Annotated in this window: 18 protein-coding genes; 15 read left to right on the forward strand and 3 right to left on the reverse strand. The window is 69.3% G+C overall.

Going from position 1 to position 16,270, the window contains the following annotated elements; genetic code table 11:
* From prcA to lepB, 5 genes are all read left to right on the forward strand, one after another.
* Nucleotides 1–672 carry a proteasome subunit alpha gene (gene prcA / locus MK177_01965; protein MCH2426080.1) on the forward strand — a complete coding sequence of 224 codons (672 nt, stop codon included), beginning with the start codon at nt 1–3 and terminating at the stop codon, nt 670–672.
* 54 nt (nt 673–726) lie between these two features.
* On the forward strand, nt 727–2,088 hold the full coding sequence (gene pafA, locus MK177_01970) for a Pup--protein ligase (protein MCH2426081.1): 1,362 nt from the start codon (nt 727–729) through the stop codon (nt 2,086–2,088).
* Nucleotides 2,089–2,139: 51 nt separating this feature from the next.
* Nucleotides 2,140–3,072 carry a WYL domain-containing protein gene (locus MK177_01975; protein ID MCH2426082.1) on the forward strand — a complete coding sequence of 311 codons (933 nt, stop codon included), beginning with the start codon at nt 2,140–2,142 and terminating at the stop codon, nt 3,070–3,072.
* Nucleotides 3,069–4,019, forward strand: a complete 951-nt coding sequence (locus MK177_01980) for a WYL domain-containing protein (GenBank protein ID MCH2426083.1) — start codon at nt 3,069–3,071, stop codon at nt 4,017–4,019. The genes MK177_01975 and MK177_01980 overlap by 4 nt, the downstream gene beginning before the upstream one ends.
* 281 nt (nt 4,020–4,300) lie before the next feature.
* Nucleotides 4,301–4,999 (forward strand): signal peptidase I, encoded by a 699-nt coding sequence (gene lepB / locus MK177_01985; GenBank protein MCH2426084.1) that lies wholly within the window; start codon nt 4,301–4,303, stop codon nt 4,997–4,999.
* A gap of 14 nt (nt 5,000–5,013) precedes the next feature.
* On the opposite strand, the gene MK177_01990 is transcribed toward lepB, so the two are convergent.
* Nucleotides 5,014–5,730, reverse strand: coding sequence for a glycerophosphodiester phosphodiesterase (locus MK177_01990; protein ID MCH2426085.1), 717 nt, complete (start codon nt 5,728–5,730; stop codon nt 5,014–5,016).
* A 61-nt stretch (nt 5,731–5,791) separates the two neighbouring features.
* On the opposite strand from MK177_01990, the gene MK177_01995 reads away from it, so the two are divergent.
* The 10 genes from MK177_01995 (at nt 5,792) to MK177_02040 (ending at nt 14,412) form a co-directional block, all read left to right on the forward strand.
* Nucleotides 5,792–5,995: a hypothetical protein gene (locus tag MK177_01995; protein ID MCH2426086.1), complete on the forward strand. Its 204-nt coding sequence runs from the start codon at nt 5,792–5,794 to the stop codon at nt 5,993–5,995.
* 9 nt (nt 5,996–6,004) lie between these two features.
* The gene (locus MK177_02000) at nt 6,005–6,268 is read left to right on the forward strand and encodes a twin-arginine translocase TatA/TatE family subunit (protein ID MCH2426087.1); all 264 of its coding nucleotides are present in this window, start codon (nt 6,005–6,007) and stop codon (nt 6,266–6,268) included.
* Between the two features lie 13 nt (nt 6,269–6,281).
* A complete protein-coding gene (tatC, locus tag MK177_02005) occupies nt 6,282–7,031 on the forward strand; it encodes a twin-arginine translocase subunit TatC (GenBank protein ID MCH2426088.1) in 750 nt (249 codons plus the stop codon).
* Nucleotides 7,028–9,484 carry a DEAD/DEAH box helicase gene (locus MK177_02010; GenBank protein ID MCH2426089.1) on the forward strand — a complete coding sequence of 819 codons (2,457 nt, stop codon included), beginning with the start codon at nt 7,028–7,030 and terminating at the stop codon, nt 9,482–9,484. Before tatC ends, MK177_02010 begins: the two co-directional genes overlap by 4 nt.
* Nucleotides 9,481–10,086, forward strand: coding sequence for a hypothetical protein (locus tag MK177_02015; protein ID MCH2426090.1), 606 nt, complete (start codon nt 9,481–9,483; stop codon nt 10,084–10,086). Before MK177_02010 ends, MK177_02015 begins: the two co-directional genes overlap by 4 nt.
* Before the next feature lie 44 nt (nt 10,087–10,130).
* Nucleotides 10,131–11,342 carry a M20 family metallopeptidase gene (locus MK177_02020; GenBank protein MCH2426091.1) on the forward strand — a complete coding sequence of 404 codons (1,212 nt, stop codon included), beginning with the start codon at nt 10,131–10,133 and terminating at the stop codon, nt 11,340–11,342.
* Between the two features lie 20 nt (nt 11,343–11,362).
* On the forward strand, nt 11,363–12,979 hold the full coding sequence (locus tag MK177_02025) for an FAD-dependent thymidylate synthase (GenBank protein MCH2426092.1): 1,617 nt from the start codon (nt 11,363–11,365) through the stop codon (nt 12,977–12,979).
* Nucleotides 12,980–13,041: 62 nt separating this feature from the next.
* Nucleotides 13,042–13,485: a hypothetical protein gene (locus MK177_02030; GenBank protein ID MCH2426093.1), complete on the forward strand. Its 444-nt coding sequence runs from the start codon at nt 13,042–13,044 to the stop codon at nt 13,483–13,485.
* Nucleotides 13,486–13,516: 31 nt separating this feature from the next.
* Complete coding sequence (locus MK177_02035) at nt 13,517–13,993, forward strand: GNAT family N-acetyltransferase (protein ID MCH2426094.1); 477 nt, start codon at nt 13,517–13,519, stop codon at nt 13,991–13,993.
* Nucleotides 13,975–14,412: an NUDIX domain-containing protein gene (locus MK177_02040; GenBank protein MCH2426095.1), complete on the forward strand. Its 438-nt coding sequence runs from the start codon at nt 13,975–13,977 to the stop codon at nt 14,410–14,412. The genes MK177_02035 and MK177_02040 overlap by 19 nt, the downstream gene beginning before the upstream one ends.
* 15 nt (nt 14,413–14,427) lie before the next feature.
* Here the strand turns inward: MK177_02040 and MK177_02045 are convergent, their stop codons facing one another.
* Nucleotides 14,428–15,189: a crotonase/enoyl-CoA hydratase family protein gene (locus MK177_02045; GenBank protein MCH2426096.1), complete on the reverse strand. Its 762-nt coding sequence runs from the start codon at nt 15,187–15,189 to the stop codon at nt 14,428–14,430.
* Between the two features lie 45 nt (nt 15,190–15,234).
* The coding region (locus MK177_02050; protein ID MCH2426097.1) for a hypothetical protein at nt 15,235–16,270 on the reverse strand (1,036 nt) is incomplete at its 5' end.

Raw genomic sequence — 16,270 nt, forward strand, 5'->3', positions numbered from 1 at the left:
ATGCCGATGTACATCTCGCCCGAGCAGCTGATGAAGGACAAGGCCGACTACGCCCGCAAGGGCATCGCCAGGGGACGGGCTGCCATCGGTTGCACCTATGCCGATGGCGTCCTGCTCTGCGCTGAGAACCCCTCCAACACCCTTCGCAAGGTCAGCGAGATCTACGACCGCATCGGCTTCGTCGGGGTCGGCCGGTACAACGAGTTCGACCAGCTCCGCATCGCCGGGGTTCGCCACGCCGACTTCAAGGGCTACTCCTTCAGCCGTGACGACGTGGACGCCAGGTCGCTGGCCAACCAGTACGCCCAGGCCCTCGGGCACAACTTCACCCACGAGATTAAGCCGCTCGAGGTCGAGATGCTGGTGGCCGAGATGAGCGAGGAGGACGGTGGCGACCAGCTGTTCCACTTGCTCTACGACGGCACCGTGATGGACATGACCTCGTTCGTGGTCATCGGCGGCGAGGCCGATGCCATCCGGGAGCGCCTAGAGGCGACGTGGTCCAGGGAGGCCGACCTGAGCGCAGCCCTCGGTTCGGCGGTGGGAGCCCTGGCAGGACCCGATCGGGCGCTCGTCGGCGACGACCTAGAGGTGGCGATCCTGGCACGCCAGAACGACCGTCGTGCCTTCCGTCGGATCGAGGGCGACGACCTCGACGACCTCCTGGCGTGACGGCCGGCGGCGACCCGTTAGCCATCGGACGCCGGCGACCCTGAGGACCCGACGGTGCAGCGCCGGATTTACGGGATAGAGAACGAGTACGGCATCACGTGCACGGTCGACGGAGCACGTCGCCTCAGTCCGGACGAGGTAGCCCGCTACCTGTTCCGGCGGGTGGTCTCCTGGGGACGCAGCTCGAACGTGTTCCTGGTGAACGGTGCGCGCCTCTACCTCGACGTGGGATCGCATCCCGAGTACGCCACACCGGAGTGCGACTCCGTCGGTGACGTCATCACCCATGACAAGGCCGGGGAGCGGATCCTCGAACAGCTTGTGTCCAGCGCCGAGGACCGTCTCCGGGATGAGGGCATCGACGGCGACATCTTCCTCTTCAAGAACAACACGGACTCGGCCAACAACTCCTACGGGTGCCACGAGAACTATCTGACGACCCGCCGGGACGACCTCTCGGACTACGACGAGGTCCTGATCCCCTTCCTGGTGAGCCGCCAGATCTGGGCCGGGGCCGGGAAGATCTACGAGAATCCCCGGGGTGGTGCCGGGTTCAGCATCAGCCAGAGGGCCGCCCACATCTGGGAGGGTGTCTCCAGCGCCACGACCCGCTCCCGGCCGATCATCAACTCTCGGGACGAGCCCCACGCCGACGCCGAGAGGTACCGACGCCTCCACGTGATCGTCGGGGACTCGAACATGAGCGAGTACGCCGCCTTCCTCAAGGTCGGAGCATGCGGGTTCTTGCTGCGGATGCTGGAGGAACCCAGCGTGGTCTTCCGGGACATGACGCTGGAGAACCCGATACGGGCGATTCGGGAGATCAGCAACGACCTGACCTGCCGGCGGCCGATCCGCCTGGCAAGCGGGCGCGAGGTGACTGCGCTGGACATCCAGCGGGAGTTCCTGGATCGTGCGCTCCGGTTCGCCGATCGGCGGGAGACCACCGCGGAGGAGGACCGGGTGCTGGCCATGTGGGAACACTGCCTGGACGGCATCGAGCGGGATCCCCTGAGCCTCGACCGGGAGTGCGACTGGGTCGCCAAGTACCGCTTGGTGGAGGCATTCCGGGAGCGACACGGCCTGGCCCTCTCGGACCCCAGGGTTCTCCTCCTCGACCTCCAGTACCACGACGTGAACAGGCGACGGGGGCTCTTCTACCGCATGCAGGATCGGGGGCTGGTGGAGCGCACAACCACGGATGCTGCCATCGCGGAGGCTGTGGAGGAGGCACCGGCAACAACGCGGGCCAGGCTGCGTGGTGAGTTCATCCGACGGGCAAAGGAACAACGTCGGGACTTCACGGTGGACTGGGTTCACCTCAAGCTGAACGACCAGACTCAGCGCACCGTCCTCTGCAAGGACCCGTTCCGCTCCGAGGACGACAGGGTTCAGAAGCTCATCGACTCGCTCTGAGCGCTGGTGGGTCGCCCGTGTCCCCGGGACGACTCGTCATAGAGTGCCGCCATGGCGGCGATGAAGAAGTTGGAGCGGCTCCTGGACCTGGTCGCACTGCTCCTTGAGGCGGAGCGGCCGTTGGGCCGTCATGAGATCCGGGACGGGCTGCCACCCGGCGCCTATGCCGACGACGACGAGGCCTTCCGCCGCACGTTCGAACGCGACAAGGACGAGCTCCGCAACCTCGGGATACCGATCGAAGTGGAGCCCCTTCCCGGGTGGGATGCATCGCAGGTCGGCTATCGGATCCACCGTTCGGCTCTGGAGGCAGACCTCCCGGCGCTGGACCCCGATGAGTTCGCCAGCCTCGCCCTCGCATCGGCCATGGTCCGGTTCGAGGATGCGACGCCCGACGTCCCCATCTGGATGCTGGGTGGAGGCGGCGGGGATGCCGACCTCGACCGGTCGACCCCGCTGGCCGATATATCCGGGGATCCGGTCGTCCCCGACCTGATGCGCGCTGTGACCGGTGGACGGGTGGTCTCCTTCGGCTACAGGGGAGAGCGTCGGACGGTGGAACCCCACCGGCTGGTGTTCACGAAGGGCCACTGGCAACTCTCGGGCAGGGACCGGAAGCGTGGGGCCGGACGCCAGTACCGGTGCGACCGCTTCGAGACCGGGGTCGACGTCAGCGATGAGATCATGGACCCGCCGGCGGTGCCGATAGACGTCAGTGACGACCACGCCTGGCTCTTCGGGGATGCCGACCTGGTGCCCGTCCGCCTCCTCGTCGACGAACGACACGTCGCATGGCTCACCGGGTTCCTGCGGTCGGCCGAGGTGGTGGAGCGACGCGATGACGGCTCGGTCGTCATCGAGGAGCTGGTCCGGGAACCTGATGCCTTCCGGTCCTTCGTGCTGACCTTCCTGGATGGTGCCGAGGTCCTGGAGCCGGCCTGGTTCCGCGCCGAGATGGTGGCCTGGCTGGAGGCACTGGCTTGAGCGTCCCGAGCGCCGCTGACCGGGTGCATCGCCTCCTTGCCCTGATCCCGTGGCTGGAGGCGACCCACCCCGCTGGAGCCGACATCCAGGCGGTGGCCGAACGGTTCGACTATCCGGCCGGAGACCTCATTCGGGACCTCACCGACGTTGTCAACTTCGTGACCGCGGATCCCTACCAGAGCTTCCTGGTGTTCGACATCGTGGTCACCGAGGATCGCATCCGGGTGGACCGCAACGATCTCCTGGGTAAGCCGATGCGCATGGACCCCGCCGACCTGACGGCCCTGGTGGCGGCGGGCCGAGCCGTGGCGGCCCTGGTCGACGAGGACGACATGGGGCCGTTGGAGCGGGCCGTGGCCAAGCTGGCCGGGGCCAGGGGCTCGATGGAAGAGACGGTGCAGATCCGCCTGTCGGCCGGCGACGAGCCGGTCCTGGCCGTGCTCCGGGAGGCGATTCGGACCGGCAGGTGCGTGGACATCGACTACTACTCCTACGGTCGTGACGTGGAGACGACGCGGGTCGTGGAGCCCCACCGGTGCCTCTACGACGGCTTCTGGTACCTGATGGGCCACTGTCGGCTGGCGGGCGACCGGCGGGTCTTCCGCCTGGACAGGGTGCGCCGGGTCAACGTGACCGACCAGGAGTTCCAGCCGCCGGTCGACATGGCCGACGCCATGGATGGCATCCCGGTGGATGGGAGCCTCCCCGAGGTGACGCTATGCCTCAGCCCAGAGGTGCGATGGGTGGTGGACCAGTACCCCCATACGGGCATGGTCGCCGAAGACGACGGGCGACTTCGGGTGACCCTGCCCGTCACCGCCGAACGGTGGCTGGAGCGACTCCTGCTCCGCCTGGGTCCGGCAGCCGAGGTCGTGGGTGCTCCTGTCGGGCTTGGAGAGGACCTCCGGTGTGCGGCCGCCAAGAGGGTGCTGGCCCGCTACCGCTGAGGATGCGCCACCGTCTTGCCGGGCGGGACGGCTAGGTTCGGCCCGTGACGGACGAGACGCCCCACGACGAGGTTTCCGGGCCGGACCCGGCGCGTTCCGGAGAGTCGGACGGCCAAGCATGGACCGACGACCTGCTCGCCAGGGCCCGGGCCCGTTCCCTCGGCCAGCCGACGGAATCCGAGGATCCCCGACAGCCCTCAGGGGAAGCACCGCTCCCGGCCGGACCGTCCCACCACGGACCGGAACCGACCCTGCAGCCCCCGGTAGTGCGGAGTCCCATCGTGACCAGGGCCGACCTCACCGGCGGGACGCCACCTCCGGCCGCATCCCTGGATGGGACCTTCTCGGTGTCGACGGCGCCCCTTCCACCAGAGGTGCGAGTGGAAGCGCCACAGGAGGTGGATCTGGGGATCCCCGGCAGGGGAGTGTCGGCCCGACGGTCAGTGCTGGAGTGGGGGTCGGTGCTCCTCGGGGCGTTGGTGTTGGCGATGCTGGTGCGGGCCTTCCTGTTCCAGGCCTTCTACATCCCATCGCCGTCGATGGAGCCGACCCTGTGGTCCGGGGACCGGATCCTCGTCAACAAGGTGAGCTACGACCTCCACGACGTCAACCGGGGGGACATCGTGGTCTTCCGGGCGCCACCGGGTTCCGGCATCGGTGACGATGACCTGATCAAGAGGGTGATAGCGCTCCCCGGCGAGAGGGTGACCGCGGAGGAAGGACGCCTGCTCATCGACGGTGGTCTGCTGATCGAGCCGTACCTGCCGTACCAGGAGGGCACCGCCGGCTTCGGCATGGTTCCCTGGTGCGCCGATGGTGGGGACGGTGCTTGCACGGTGCCGGACGGCCATGTGTTCGTGATGGGTGACAACAGGCCGAACTCGCGGGACAGTCGTTACTTCGGCCCCGTGCCGATCGAGTCCATAGTGGGGCGTGCCTTCGTGAGGGTGTGGCCACTGGGGGCCCTCGACCGACTCTGAGCCGTCCGGCCCCGTCAGAGGACTGGCCGACGCCTGGCGAGGCCGTCAACGAGACGGTCCACGTGGTCACCGTAGATACCGTCCAGCCCGAGCTTCAGCAGGCGATCGATCTGGCGAGGGTGTTGTGCATCCCACCCGAGGCACAGGAGGCCGAACCGCTGGAAGAGGGTTACCAGCCCCCCACTCCAGTCGGGTTCGGGAAGGTTGACGGCATCGACACCTGATCCCGCCAGGTCGGCGGCCCGCCGCTCGGGACCCTCGACGATGTGGTCGAACCGCGTGGAGTGGACCAGGCGGAGGTCCCGGTCCAGGTCCCGCCAGTCGGCCAGGAGGGCGTGTTCCGGGTGGCAGATCCACAGCGACCCGGCGGCGCGGTGTCGGCGCGCCACGTCAAGGACGGCATGGATGGCGGCGGGGTCCTTCAGGTCCAGCGACACCTGCATGTCCGGTCCCACGGTCCGATAGAGGTCCGCCAGGGTCGGTACGGAGGCGGGGATCGCGGTGTGTGGCACATCTCCGATCGGGCGCCGCCGGAACAGCGATCCGACCCGGCCATCGTGGTGCAGGACCGGAACGCCGTCGACGGTGCACCACACGTCGCTCTCAAGCCCGGTGGCACCCATGGAGCGGGCAGTTGCGAAGGCCTGGAGGGAGTTCTCGGGGGCATGCGCCCGTCCGCCCCGGTGGGCGAACAGGATTGGGTCGGAGGACCATTCGGCGGTGGTGGACACCGGCCCAGTCTGCCGGTCGGCCGGGCCGGTGGGCCATCCGTCTACGCGTAGGATCGTTATCGTGGACGGTGGTTGGGTTCTGGTCGCCCTCGGGCTCGTGCTGGCGGTGGTCGCCACGAGCCACCTCAGCGCCCTGCTGGCCCACGAGCTGGCGGTGACCACCGAGTCCCTCGCCCAGCTGGGACGCCTGAGCGTGGCCGTGGGCGACCTCGCTCGTTCGGCAGAGCGATTCGGCGTCGGCGTCGCCCGGGTCGGCCGTCGGTAGGTTCGCCTGATGGGCAACCTCGGGGGCGGAGAGATCCTGGTCATCCTCATGCTCGGCCTGCTGGTGCTCGGCCCAGCACGCCTGGCGGTGGTGGCTAGGCACATGGGCAGCATGGTGCGTGAGGTACGACGGGTCGCCGAAGGCTTCCAGGAGGAGATCCGGGACCTGGTGGAAGATCCCTCCATCGAGACCCTGGCCCGGGAACGGGGTCGTCACCTGACCGTGCCGGACGGGGCGGCTCCGGACCGGCCCACGGAGCAGGACGGTGCGTGAGGGCGATGGCCGGATGCCCCTCCTCGAGCACCTGGAGGAGCTCCGCCGACGGCTGATCCGTTCGGTTGCGGCCGTCTCACTCGGGGCGGTGGCCTGTTGGATCCTCTACCCGCAGATCCTTGACCTGCTCCTCGAGCCCTACTGCCAGATCCGTGGCTCGAATATCAGGTCGACGACCTTCGGTAGCGGGTGCGAGCTCCTCGTGACGGATCCCCTGGAGCCCTTCGGCGTCCGGATGATGGTGGCTGGCTACGGCGGCGTGGCCCTGGCCATGCCCGTGCTCCTCTGGCAGGCGTGGCGCTTTGTGGCTCCCGGCCTCCACGTTGCGGAGCGACGCTGGGCAATACCGTTTGTGGCCCTCGGTGTGCTGCTCTTCGCCTCGGGCTGCGGCCTCGCCTACTGGAGCATCCCGCGGGCGCTGGACTTCCTGATCGGGATTGGCGGCCCCGACCTGGTGAGCGTGTTCTCACCGTCCCGGTATCTGGGCTTCGTGGTCAAGATGATGCTGGCCTTCGGCCTGGGCTTCGAGTTCCCACTGGTCCTCGTATTCCTGCAGTTGATCGGCGTCCTCACCCCTGCGGCGCTACGGCGGACCCGGCGCTACGCGGTGGTCGGCATCGTGGCCCTGGTCGCCGTGCTGACCCCAAGCGGTGATCCGTTCACGCTCCTGATCCTGTCGGTGCCGATGCTCCTGTTCTACGAGTTGGCCATCCTCGTGGGAGCACTCAGGGACCGCCGTCGGCGACGGGCCCGGGTCAGGTGAGCGACGGCCGTCCGTTCGAGTTGGACCGCTTCCAGGTGGAGGCGATGGCCTCGGTAGATGCCGGACGGTCGGTGCTGGTGGCTGCCCCGACGTCGAGCGGCAAGACCGTGGTGGCCGAACACGCCGTGGACCGGGCACTCGCAGAGGGCCGACGAACCTTCTACACGGCTCCGATCAAGGCACTCTCAAACCAGAAGTTCCGGGACCTGGGTCGACGGCTGGGCACAGACCGGGTCGGCCTCATGACGGGGGACCAGGTGGTGGCCCCCGAAGCTCCGGTGGTGGTCATGACCACGGAGGTGCTCCGGAACATGCTCTACTCAAGGTCCGATGCAACCCGGGGCCTGGGCTGGGTGGTCCTCGACGAGGTCCACTTCCTGGAGGATCCGTACCGGGGTGCGGTCTGGGAGGAGGTCGTCCTGAACCTCGCTCCGGACGTCGGCCTGGTGGCCCTATCCGCCACCGTCTCCAACGCCGGCGAACTCGGAGACTGGCTGACGGCCGTCCGGGGGCCGACCGACGTGGTGGTGGAGACCCGACGGCCGGTCCTGCTCCGGACCCACTACCTGGTCGCCGAGCGGGGGAGGGGACGTCGACTCCATCGCCTGGCCACCCATCGGGGAGGGTCACCAAATCCTGACGGCCGGCATTTCGACGCCGACGACAGCGGCCGACGGGGCCGTGGAGGCGGAAGGGGCTCACGGTGGGCGACCCCGCGGCGTGGCGAGGTACTCGGCGAACTGGCCGACCATGGCCTCCTTCCGGCCATCCACTTCATCTTCAGCCGGGCGGGTTGTGACGAGGCCAGAGACGCCATCCTGGCCGATGGAGTGTCCCTGAATGACGAGGCCGGCGCCGGGGCCGTGGGCGACCACGTGGCGGCACGCCTTGCGGGGCTTCCTCCAGGGGACCTGGACGCCCTGGGCGTGGATAGCTGGACCGACGGGCTGCGACGAGGGGTGGCCGCCCACCACGCCGGGCTGGTCCCGATATTCAAGGAGGTCACCGAGGAGCTCTTCGCCATGGGACTCCTGAAGGTTGTCTATGCAACCGAGACGCTCGCCCTCGGGGTTAACCTGCCGGCCCGCACGGTGGTGATCGACCGACTGACGAAGTTCACCGGCCAGACGCACGAGGTCCTGACGCCCGGCCAGTTCACCCAGCTCACGGGCCGCGCCGGTCGGCGGGGCCTGGACAGCGACGGCCACGCCATCGTCTGCTGGTCGCCCTTCGTGTCGTTCGACCGGGTCGCCGGCCTGGCAGGTAGCCGGGATTTCGTCCTCCGGTCGGCCTTCCGCCCCACGTACAACATGGTGGCCAACCTGATCGTGAGCCGGACACGGGCCGAAGCCGTGGACCTGCTGGCCCGCTCCTTCGCCCAGTTCCAGGTTGATCGGCAGGTGGCGAATCGCCAGCGCCGCAATGCCGAGAAGCGAGGAGAGGTGGAGCGCATCCGGGCCGACCTCGTGGAGGCGTCGGTGGTGGACGGAGACCAGGTCCCGGTCGCAGCCCTGCGGCCCGGTGAGGTGGTGGTCCTTGACGACGGCCTGGCCCATCTGGTCCTCTCGGTCGCGCACCGGGGCGGTGGTCGGGTCAGACTCCGGAGCCTCGACCAGGACGGCCGGATGGCGACCGTGGACTCAGCCGAACTGGGTCGGGCCCCCGTGCGGGTCGGAGAGGTCGCCCTGCCGGCACCCTTCGCCCCGGACCGAGCGGAGTTCCGCCGGGCCGCCATGGTGCGCCTCGACCCCTTCGCCCGAGAGGAGGAGGTCGACCCGGCGACTCGACGACGCCTGGCACGCCTCGAGCGAGACCTGGAGAGGGCCGTCGGCGGCCAGCCTGGCGGTGACCTGACGGCGCGGCTGGATTCCTCCCTGAGAGTCCTGGAGGCCCGTGGCCTTGCCGACGGCTGGACCCTCCTGGAACGGGGACGCGCCCTCACCTCCATCCACAACGAGGCCGACCTGCTGGTCGTCGAGGTACTGGCCGCGGGCCAGCTGGACAGCGTCGGAGCATCCATGCTCGCTGCCCTGGTGTCCTGTCTCACCTACCGGAAGCGCGGGCCCGGCGAGCCATCGACCGTCCGTCTGGGGGGTGGATTCGGCGCACGCTTCGAGTCGATCGTGGCGCTGGCTGCCGAGATCGCCACCGAGGAGCGCTCGGTCGGGATGGAACCGGCAGATCCACCGGATCCGGGGTTCGCGCACATCATCCACGCCTGGGCCGACGGCGCGGAGTTGGACGAGGTGCTGGAGGACGCCATGACCGGGGGAGAGTTCGTCCGTAACGTCCGCCTGGTCGCCGACCTGCTCCGCCAGGTGGCGAAGGTCGCCTCCCCGCTTCTGGCCGACGTGGCCGAGGTGGCCGGTGGCCGCCTGAACCGTGGCGTGGTGGCCCTTTCCATCGGGGCACCCCCCAGCGGGGACGCCGTCGGTCAGGAGGCTGCAGGGTGACGGTGGAGCGGGGCCGCGACTGGGGAGGACCAGGCCCGGTTCCCGACGACGCCGTTGTGGTGGCCTCCAACTCCGACCTGCGGGCCGTGGTGACCGGAGCCAGGCGGGTCGGCCGAGCCGTCCCGGTCGTGGCGCTTGTAGGAGGGGACCTCTGCCGAACGCTTGGGGGTCGTGGCGAGGTGCGTCCGGGTGGAACCGGCACCCGGGTGGTGGTGGACATCGGCTGTGTGCTCCTGGACGGTCGGCTCCACTGGTTCGTCGCCCACCTCGTGGCCCGTTCGCCGGGCGGCTTCGGGCGCTGGTGGGTGGCGGCCAACGCCGCCCACCACGGACACTGGAACCTCGCTCCCCGGGCCCATCCAGGCGACGGGCTGTTGGACGTGCTGGATGGACGGCTCCGAGGTGCGGCGTACCTGGCGGCCTGGCGTCGCCTGAGGAGGGGCGACCACGTTCCACATCCGTCCATCGACTACCGGCGGGTTCCGGCGGTCCAGACATCCTTCGACCGGCCCCTCACCGTACGCCTGGATGGCGAGGTTGTCGGTCGGGCCCGAGACCTCGCGGTGCGGGTCGAGCCAGCGGCCCTCAACCTGGCGGTCTGAGCCGGGCTCAGAACCGCCCAGGACCCTCGGGTAGGGTCCCGACGATGGGCGACGCGACAGGTGACCCGGTGGATGCGGCCCGGCGGGCGGTCTGCCAACGGGTCGACGAGTTGGCAGGCGTGCTCCTGGAGACCTCGCGGGCCATCCACGACCAGCCCGAGCTGGCCTTCGAGGAGCACCTTGCCCACGAGTTGCTGACGGGGGTGCTTGCCGACCAGGGAATCGACGTGGTCCGCTCCGCCTACGGCCTCGAGACGGCGTTTGAGGGGTCGGCGGGCACCAGGGGCCCGGTCGTGGCGGTCCTCTGCGAGTACGACGCTCTCCCCGGGATCGGCCACGCCTGCGGTCACAACATCATCGCCACCGCCGGCCTGGGGGCCGGCCTGGCCGCTGCGTCGGTGGCCGACGGCCTGGGGGGCCGGGTCCGGATCCTCGGGACTCCCGCCGAGGAGGGTGGGGGCGGCAAGGTGATCATGATGCGGAGGGGCGCCTTCGACGAGGTGGATGCCGCCCTAATGGTGCACCCGGCGGACGCCGATCTGGAGAACATCACGAGCCTGGCCATCCAGCAGGCCCAGGTGGTCTACAGGGGCCGCGCAGCCCATGCCGCGGCAGCCCCGGAGAAGGGACTGAACGCCCTCGATGCGGCAGTACTCGGGTACGTAAACGTGGCGGCCCTACGGCAGCACATCGCCCCGGACGAGCGGATCCACGGGATCTTCACCGACGCTGGTGAGAAGGCGAACATCGTGCCGGTGCGCGCCGCCGCCAACTGGTACGTCCGGTCGCCGACCCGGGCCCGGTTGGAGGCCCTCAAGCCGCGCCTCGCCGCCTGCCTCGAGGCCGGGGCGGCAGCCGCCGGTTGCGAGGTGGAGATCGAGTGGATCCAACCGTCCTACGACGAGGTGATGGACAACCGGGCGCTGCTGGACCGCTACACGGCCAACGCCGCGACCCTGGGGCGTACCGTCCGAGCGGCGGTCGAGCACCAGGTCGTGGGAAGCACCGACATGGGAAACGTGAGCTATCTGGTGCCGTCCATCCACCCGATGATCAAGACGGCTCCGGCAGGCACAGCGATCCACACGGAGGCATTCGCCGACTGTGCGAAAAGCGAGGAGGCCGACCTGGCGATCCTCGACGGAGCCAAGGCGATGGCCCTGACAATCGTGGACTGCTGGACCGACGATTCGGTTCTGACCGAGGCCCGAGAGCAGTTCGAGCACCTGAAGGGCGTCCGCGCCGGATCCCGCTAGACGGCGTAGGTTCGGCGCCCGTGACGACCTACGCGGCCGAGGAATTCAGCCCGGACGAAGCAGACGTACTCCGTCGCTACTTCACGAACCTGGACCAGCCGGTGTTCGCCCTGGTGAACCTTCCCGAGGTCGTGAAGGGGGCCCTCTTCGCCAGGTACTCGCGGTCGGACAAGAGCCTCCGTCGGCTCTTCCTGGATGAGTTCGTCGGCGAGCTGGACATCTCCGGTGACGAGACGATCGATGCCACCGTCGGCCTGCGGCGTGCCGAGGAGCTGTACGACAAGGTCTTCTTCGAGTACGGCGACGACAGCGTGGCCCAGTTGGGCGGCGTACACCTCGCCTGCGAGCAGGCCTCCAACATCCTGACCAAGGTCCTTGAGTGGGGCCGCCTCATGGCGTATCTGGAGCAGTCGACCCGCTACATCGCCTACGACTCCAGGCTGGCCGGTCGCTACCGCTACTTCCGTGACCCGGAGGTACTGGCGTCTGCCCTCGGAGCCCGCTACATCTCGGACATGGACCGCCTGTTCGAGGTCTACACCGACCTCGTCCGTGACATGAACGGGCACTTCCGCGATCGACTGCCCAAGTCGCCCGGTGACTCGGACTTCGTCTACCGGCAGGCCATCGCCGCCAAGGCATTCGATGCCGTGAGGGGGGTGCTGCCTGCGGCCTCCCTCTCCAACGTGGGGATCTACGGCACTGGCCAGGCCTACGAATCCCTCCTCGTGCGCATGCGGGCGCACCCTCTGCCCGAGGCCAACACCTACGCCGAGATGATGCTGGCCGAACTCCGGAAGGTGATCCCGTCGTTCCTGAAGCGGGTGGACCTGCCGGACCGCGGCGAAGAGGTGGGCAGGTATGCCTCCGACGTCCGCGAGCGCCTCGAGGACCTGGCCGATGGCTACTTTCCGCCGGGCCAGCCGGTGGCCGGCTCACCGGTGGTGGACCTGACCGACTGGGACCCTGATGCCGAGGTCAAGTTGGTGGCGGCCGCCCTCTACCCGGTGACCAACCGTTCCGACCGGGAGGTAGAGGCCAGGGTCCGGGGCATGTCCATCGAGGAGCGACTCACCGTCCTTCGCTCGTTCGTGGGAGACAGGGGCAACCGCCGCCACCGACCGGGTAGGGCCCTGGAGCGTCCGTCCTACCGATTCGACGTGCTGTCGGACTACGGTGCCTTCCGGGACATGCAGCGCCATCGGATGATGACGCTGGACTGGCAGCGACTCTCTCCCGACCACGGATACGTACGGCCCCCCGAGGTGGACGAGGCCGGGGTCGGTGGGCGGTTCGACGCTGCCATGGAGCGCTCCCATGACCTCCACGACCTACTCCGGGAGCCGTTCCCGGACCAGGCCCCGTATGCGGTTTCGCTGGCCTACCGCGTCCGGTACCTGATGCACATGAACGCCAGGGAGGCCATGCACGTCCTGGAACTGCGATCCACCCCCCAGGGCCACCCCTCGTACCGGGAGGTCGCCCAGCAGATGCACCTCCTCATCGCCGATGTCGCCGGGCACCACGCCATCGCCGAGATGATGGCCTTCGTGGACCATTCGTCGGAGGCGGAGTTGGAGCGCCTGGATGCCGAACGGCGGGCCGAGAAGAGGCGCCTGGCCCGTGGTGGGGGTTGATGGCCCGTCGATCCTGTCTATGATCCCGCCGCGACCAACCGAACGGCCTGCCCGAGGATCCGATGAGTGACGACGTGAGTGACAAGCCGATGGACGAGGACCTGGCCGAAGACGAACCTGACGACGACTTCGACGATGGGGACGAGGTCGAGGATCTGAGCGACGACGCCGGCGTGTCGGGCGACAAGGACGACGAGGAGGAGGACGACGAGGACGAGGAGGACGGGGCCGGCGCCCATCCCGCCGTAGCGGCCGGTGACGACGAGGACGAACCCGATCCGGACGAAGTGGAGGCCGACCTGGGTGAGATCCTCCGGGACCGGATCGCCGCCAACGAGGAGGACGACGAGGAGGAGGAGGAGAACGTTCCGGCCCCGGTCCCGACGGGAGAACTCGTCGAACGCCAGGACACCGAACTCCATTGTCCGCACTGCTTCCTGCTCATACAGGCCAAGACGGTGGCCGAGACCGGGGAGTGCGGCCACTGCGGCGGCCCGATCTCCTGAGCCGGCGACTCCGCCGCTGGAGGAAATCCTGATGGAGGAATCCACCCGTCCGGCCCGACCCGGAGACCTCGCTGTGCTCGTGGACCTCGCCACGGCGGCCCGTGGGGAGTTGCTGGACAGGAAGGGCGGCGACGTGGCCGAACGCCTGGATCCCCACCGGCACGATCCTGCTGCCAGGATCGGAACTGCACTCGATGATGCGGCGACGGTGCTCCTGGTCGGCACGATCGACGGCACCGTGGTCGGTTACGGCCTGATGACCATGGGCGCGGTGTCTGATGGCTCTGGACAGGCCGTCGTGGAGGAGATCTTCGTGGAGCCGGAGGCCAGAGCCGTCGGAGTCGGGGAATCGATTCTCGGGGCGCTGCTGGAAGTGGCGAAGGAGCGGGGGGCCCTGGCCATCCAGTCCGTTGCGTTGCCGGGTGACCGGGCCACCAAGAACTTTTTCGAGACCCATGGGATGGTCGCCAGGGCCATCATCGTCCACCGTTGGCTGGACGGCAGGTGACCGGCGGGCGGCCCGAAATCTGCGTAGGGGCCGTTGCCGTCGACGGCGACCGGATCCTCCTCGTCCGCAGGGGGACCGAACCGGGCATGGGCCGCTGGTCCCTGCCGGGCGGTCGGGTCGAGGCTGGCGAGGCCGTAGCCGCTGCTGTGTTACGCGAACTTCGGGAGGAGACCGGGCTGAACGGGGTCTGTGGTCCGGTGGTCGGTTGGGTGGAGCAGATGTCCGTCGACCACCACTTCGTGATCCTCGACTTCCGGGTCGCCATCCTGGACGACGGCCCGCCGATCGCCGGCTCTGATGCGGACGAGGCAGCCTGGGTGGACCTGGCGTCACTCGACGGCGTTCCCCTGGTGGACGGCCTGGCGTCGTTCCTGGTGGAACACGACGTGGTTCCGGGGTCATTCCTCTCCCTGGACTGACCCGCGGCTGAGCCTTCAGCAGCCCGTCCAGCGGGGCGCCCGCTTCTCCACGAATGCCCTGGGGCCCTCCCGGAAGTCCTCGGTGCCTACCACCTCCCGAGTGGCGTCGGCTGCGAGGGCGAAGGCGTCGTCGTCTTCCAGCAGGTGGGCTGCCAGCACGACCCTTCGGGAGGCACGAACGGCCAGCGGGGCATTGGCGTTGATCACCTCCGCTAGCTCCAGGGCGGCATTCAGGGCCTGGCCGGGCTCGACCAGCCGGTTCACGAGGCCGTGCAGGTGGGCGGATTCGGCGGAGAGGTCCTCGCCGGTGAGGGCGAGCTCCATGGCGACGTTTCGCGGCAGAGCCCTGGGGAGGCGAAAGAGGCCTCCGGCGTTTGCCACGAGCGACCGCTTCACCTCGGGCAGGCCGAACCTGGCAACGCTGCTTGCCACCACGAGGTCGCAGGAGAGCACGATCTCGGTTCCACCGGCCACGGCCGGGCCCTCAACAGCGGCGATCAGGGGCTTGGTGCGGGTCCGACGTACGAGGCCGGCGAACCCGCCGCGTTCGGTGGAGAGCCTGGCCGAACCGGCGGCGATCGCCTTGAGGTCGGCACCGGCGCAGAACGACGGCCCGTTGCCGCACAGGATCCCGATCCACAGGTCGGCGTCCGATTCGAGGCGGTCGATCGCAGCCTCGAGGTCCTCGGCGAGCTGCTGGCTCACGGCATTGCGGGCCTCCGGGCGGTTCAGCGTGATGATCGCCACCCGACCGCGGACCTCGAAGGTGACCGTCATGCCGACGACCCTACCGAGGGGATGTCGGCTGCCCGGAAGCGGCCGTCAGTTGCGTTTGCGCCCGCGGCGGGCCCGGGGCGGGGCCGTCGGCTCGATTCCGAACGCCGCTGCGATTGCTGGCACGCTCATGGACACCCGCTTCACGGCGTCTAGGAGCTGGTCGCCCGGCTCGGCCGGCAACCCGGCGGGGACGACACGCAGGTGGACGGGGGAGAGGGCCACGGCGTCCAGAACGGTGGACCAACGGTCCTGCCCCGTGTCGCTGGTCAGGCTGGCGTCGGCCATCGCCGCGAGGCGGTCCAGGATCGGTCCCGGGAGCGGGGCGCCGGCCTTGGGAGGTCGGGAGCTGAGGCGCAGCGCCCGGACCACCCTGTCGTCGGCCAGGGCGGTCGTGACCTCGGCCAGCCAGGCCTGGTGCTCGCGGTCCACCCGAGCCGTCAGCGCCTCGCGGAGCTGATCGGCGAGGGCACGGTTTTCGTCGGTCTTGAATGCCGACTCGGCGGCCACCACGACCGATCGGAGGTCCCGCAGGTCCACCTCCTCGATGCCGGCCAGTGCGGCGTCGGCGCGGTCCTGCCAGTCGGCGGTCCTGATGGCGGGGTGGATCCGCTCCGCCAAGGTGAGGAGCAGGTCTGTGGGGATGCCCGGCTGGCCGGCCTCTTCGGCGGCCTGGTTCTGGGCCTCTACTGCAGCCCTGACCCCGGGTATGCCGTCCCTCGCCAGGATCTGGGCGAGGGGCCGCTGGTCCTCGGGCAGGCCGACGATGGCGGCCTTGCGGTGGGTGCGGCGTGGGCGGAGGCGTCGCGCCCGCGGCTTGGCGTCGGCGGTGGGGGTCTTACGTGGTCGACGGCCGGTCTGGCCCCCACGCCTGGAGGCGTCACGTCCCGCGTCGTCAGCCCCGCCGTCACGTCGTCGCCGGCGGTCTCCGTCGGGGCGGTCCGTCCCGTCCCGCTTCGCTCGCCCGTCGCCGTCACGTCTCTCGCGTCGTCCCCGACGGTCTCCCTCGCGTCGCCCACCGGAACGGTCGCCATCGCGACGACCACGCCCACCGGCCAACTTCGTGGTCACAAGGGGCTCACTG

Source organism: Acidimicrobiales bacterium (assembly GCA_022452145.1).
In the GTDB taxonomy this organism is placed as follows: Bacteria; Actinomycetota; Acidimicrobiia; order Acidimicrobiales; family MedAcidi-G1; genus UBA9410.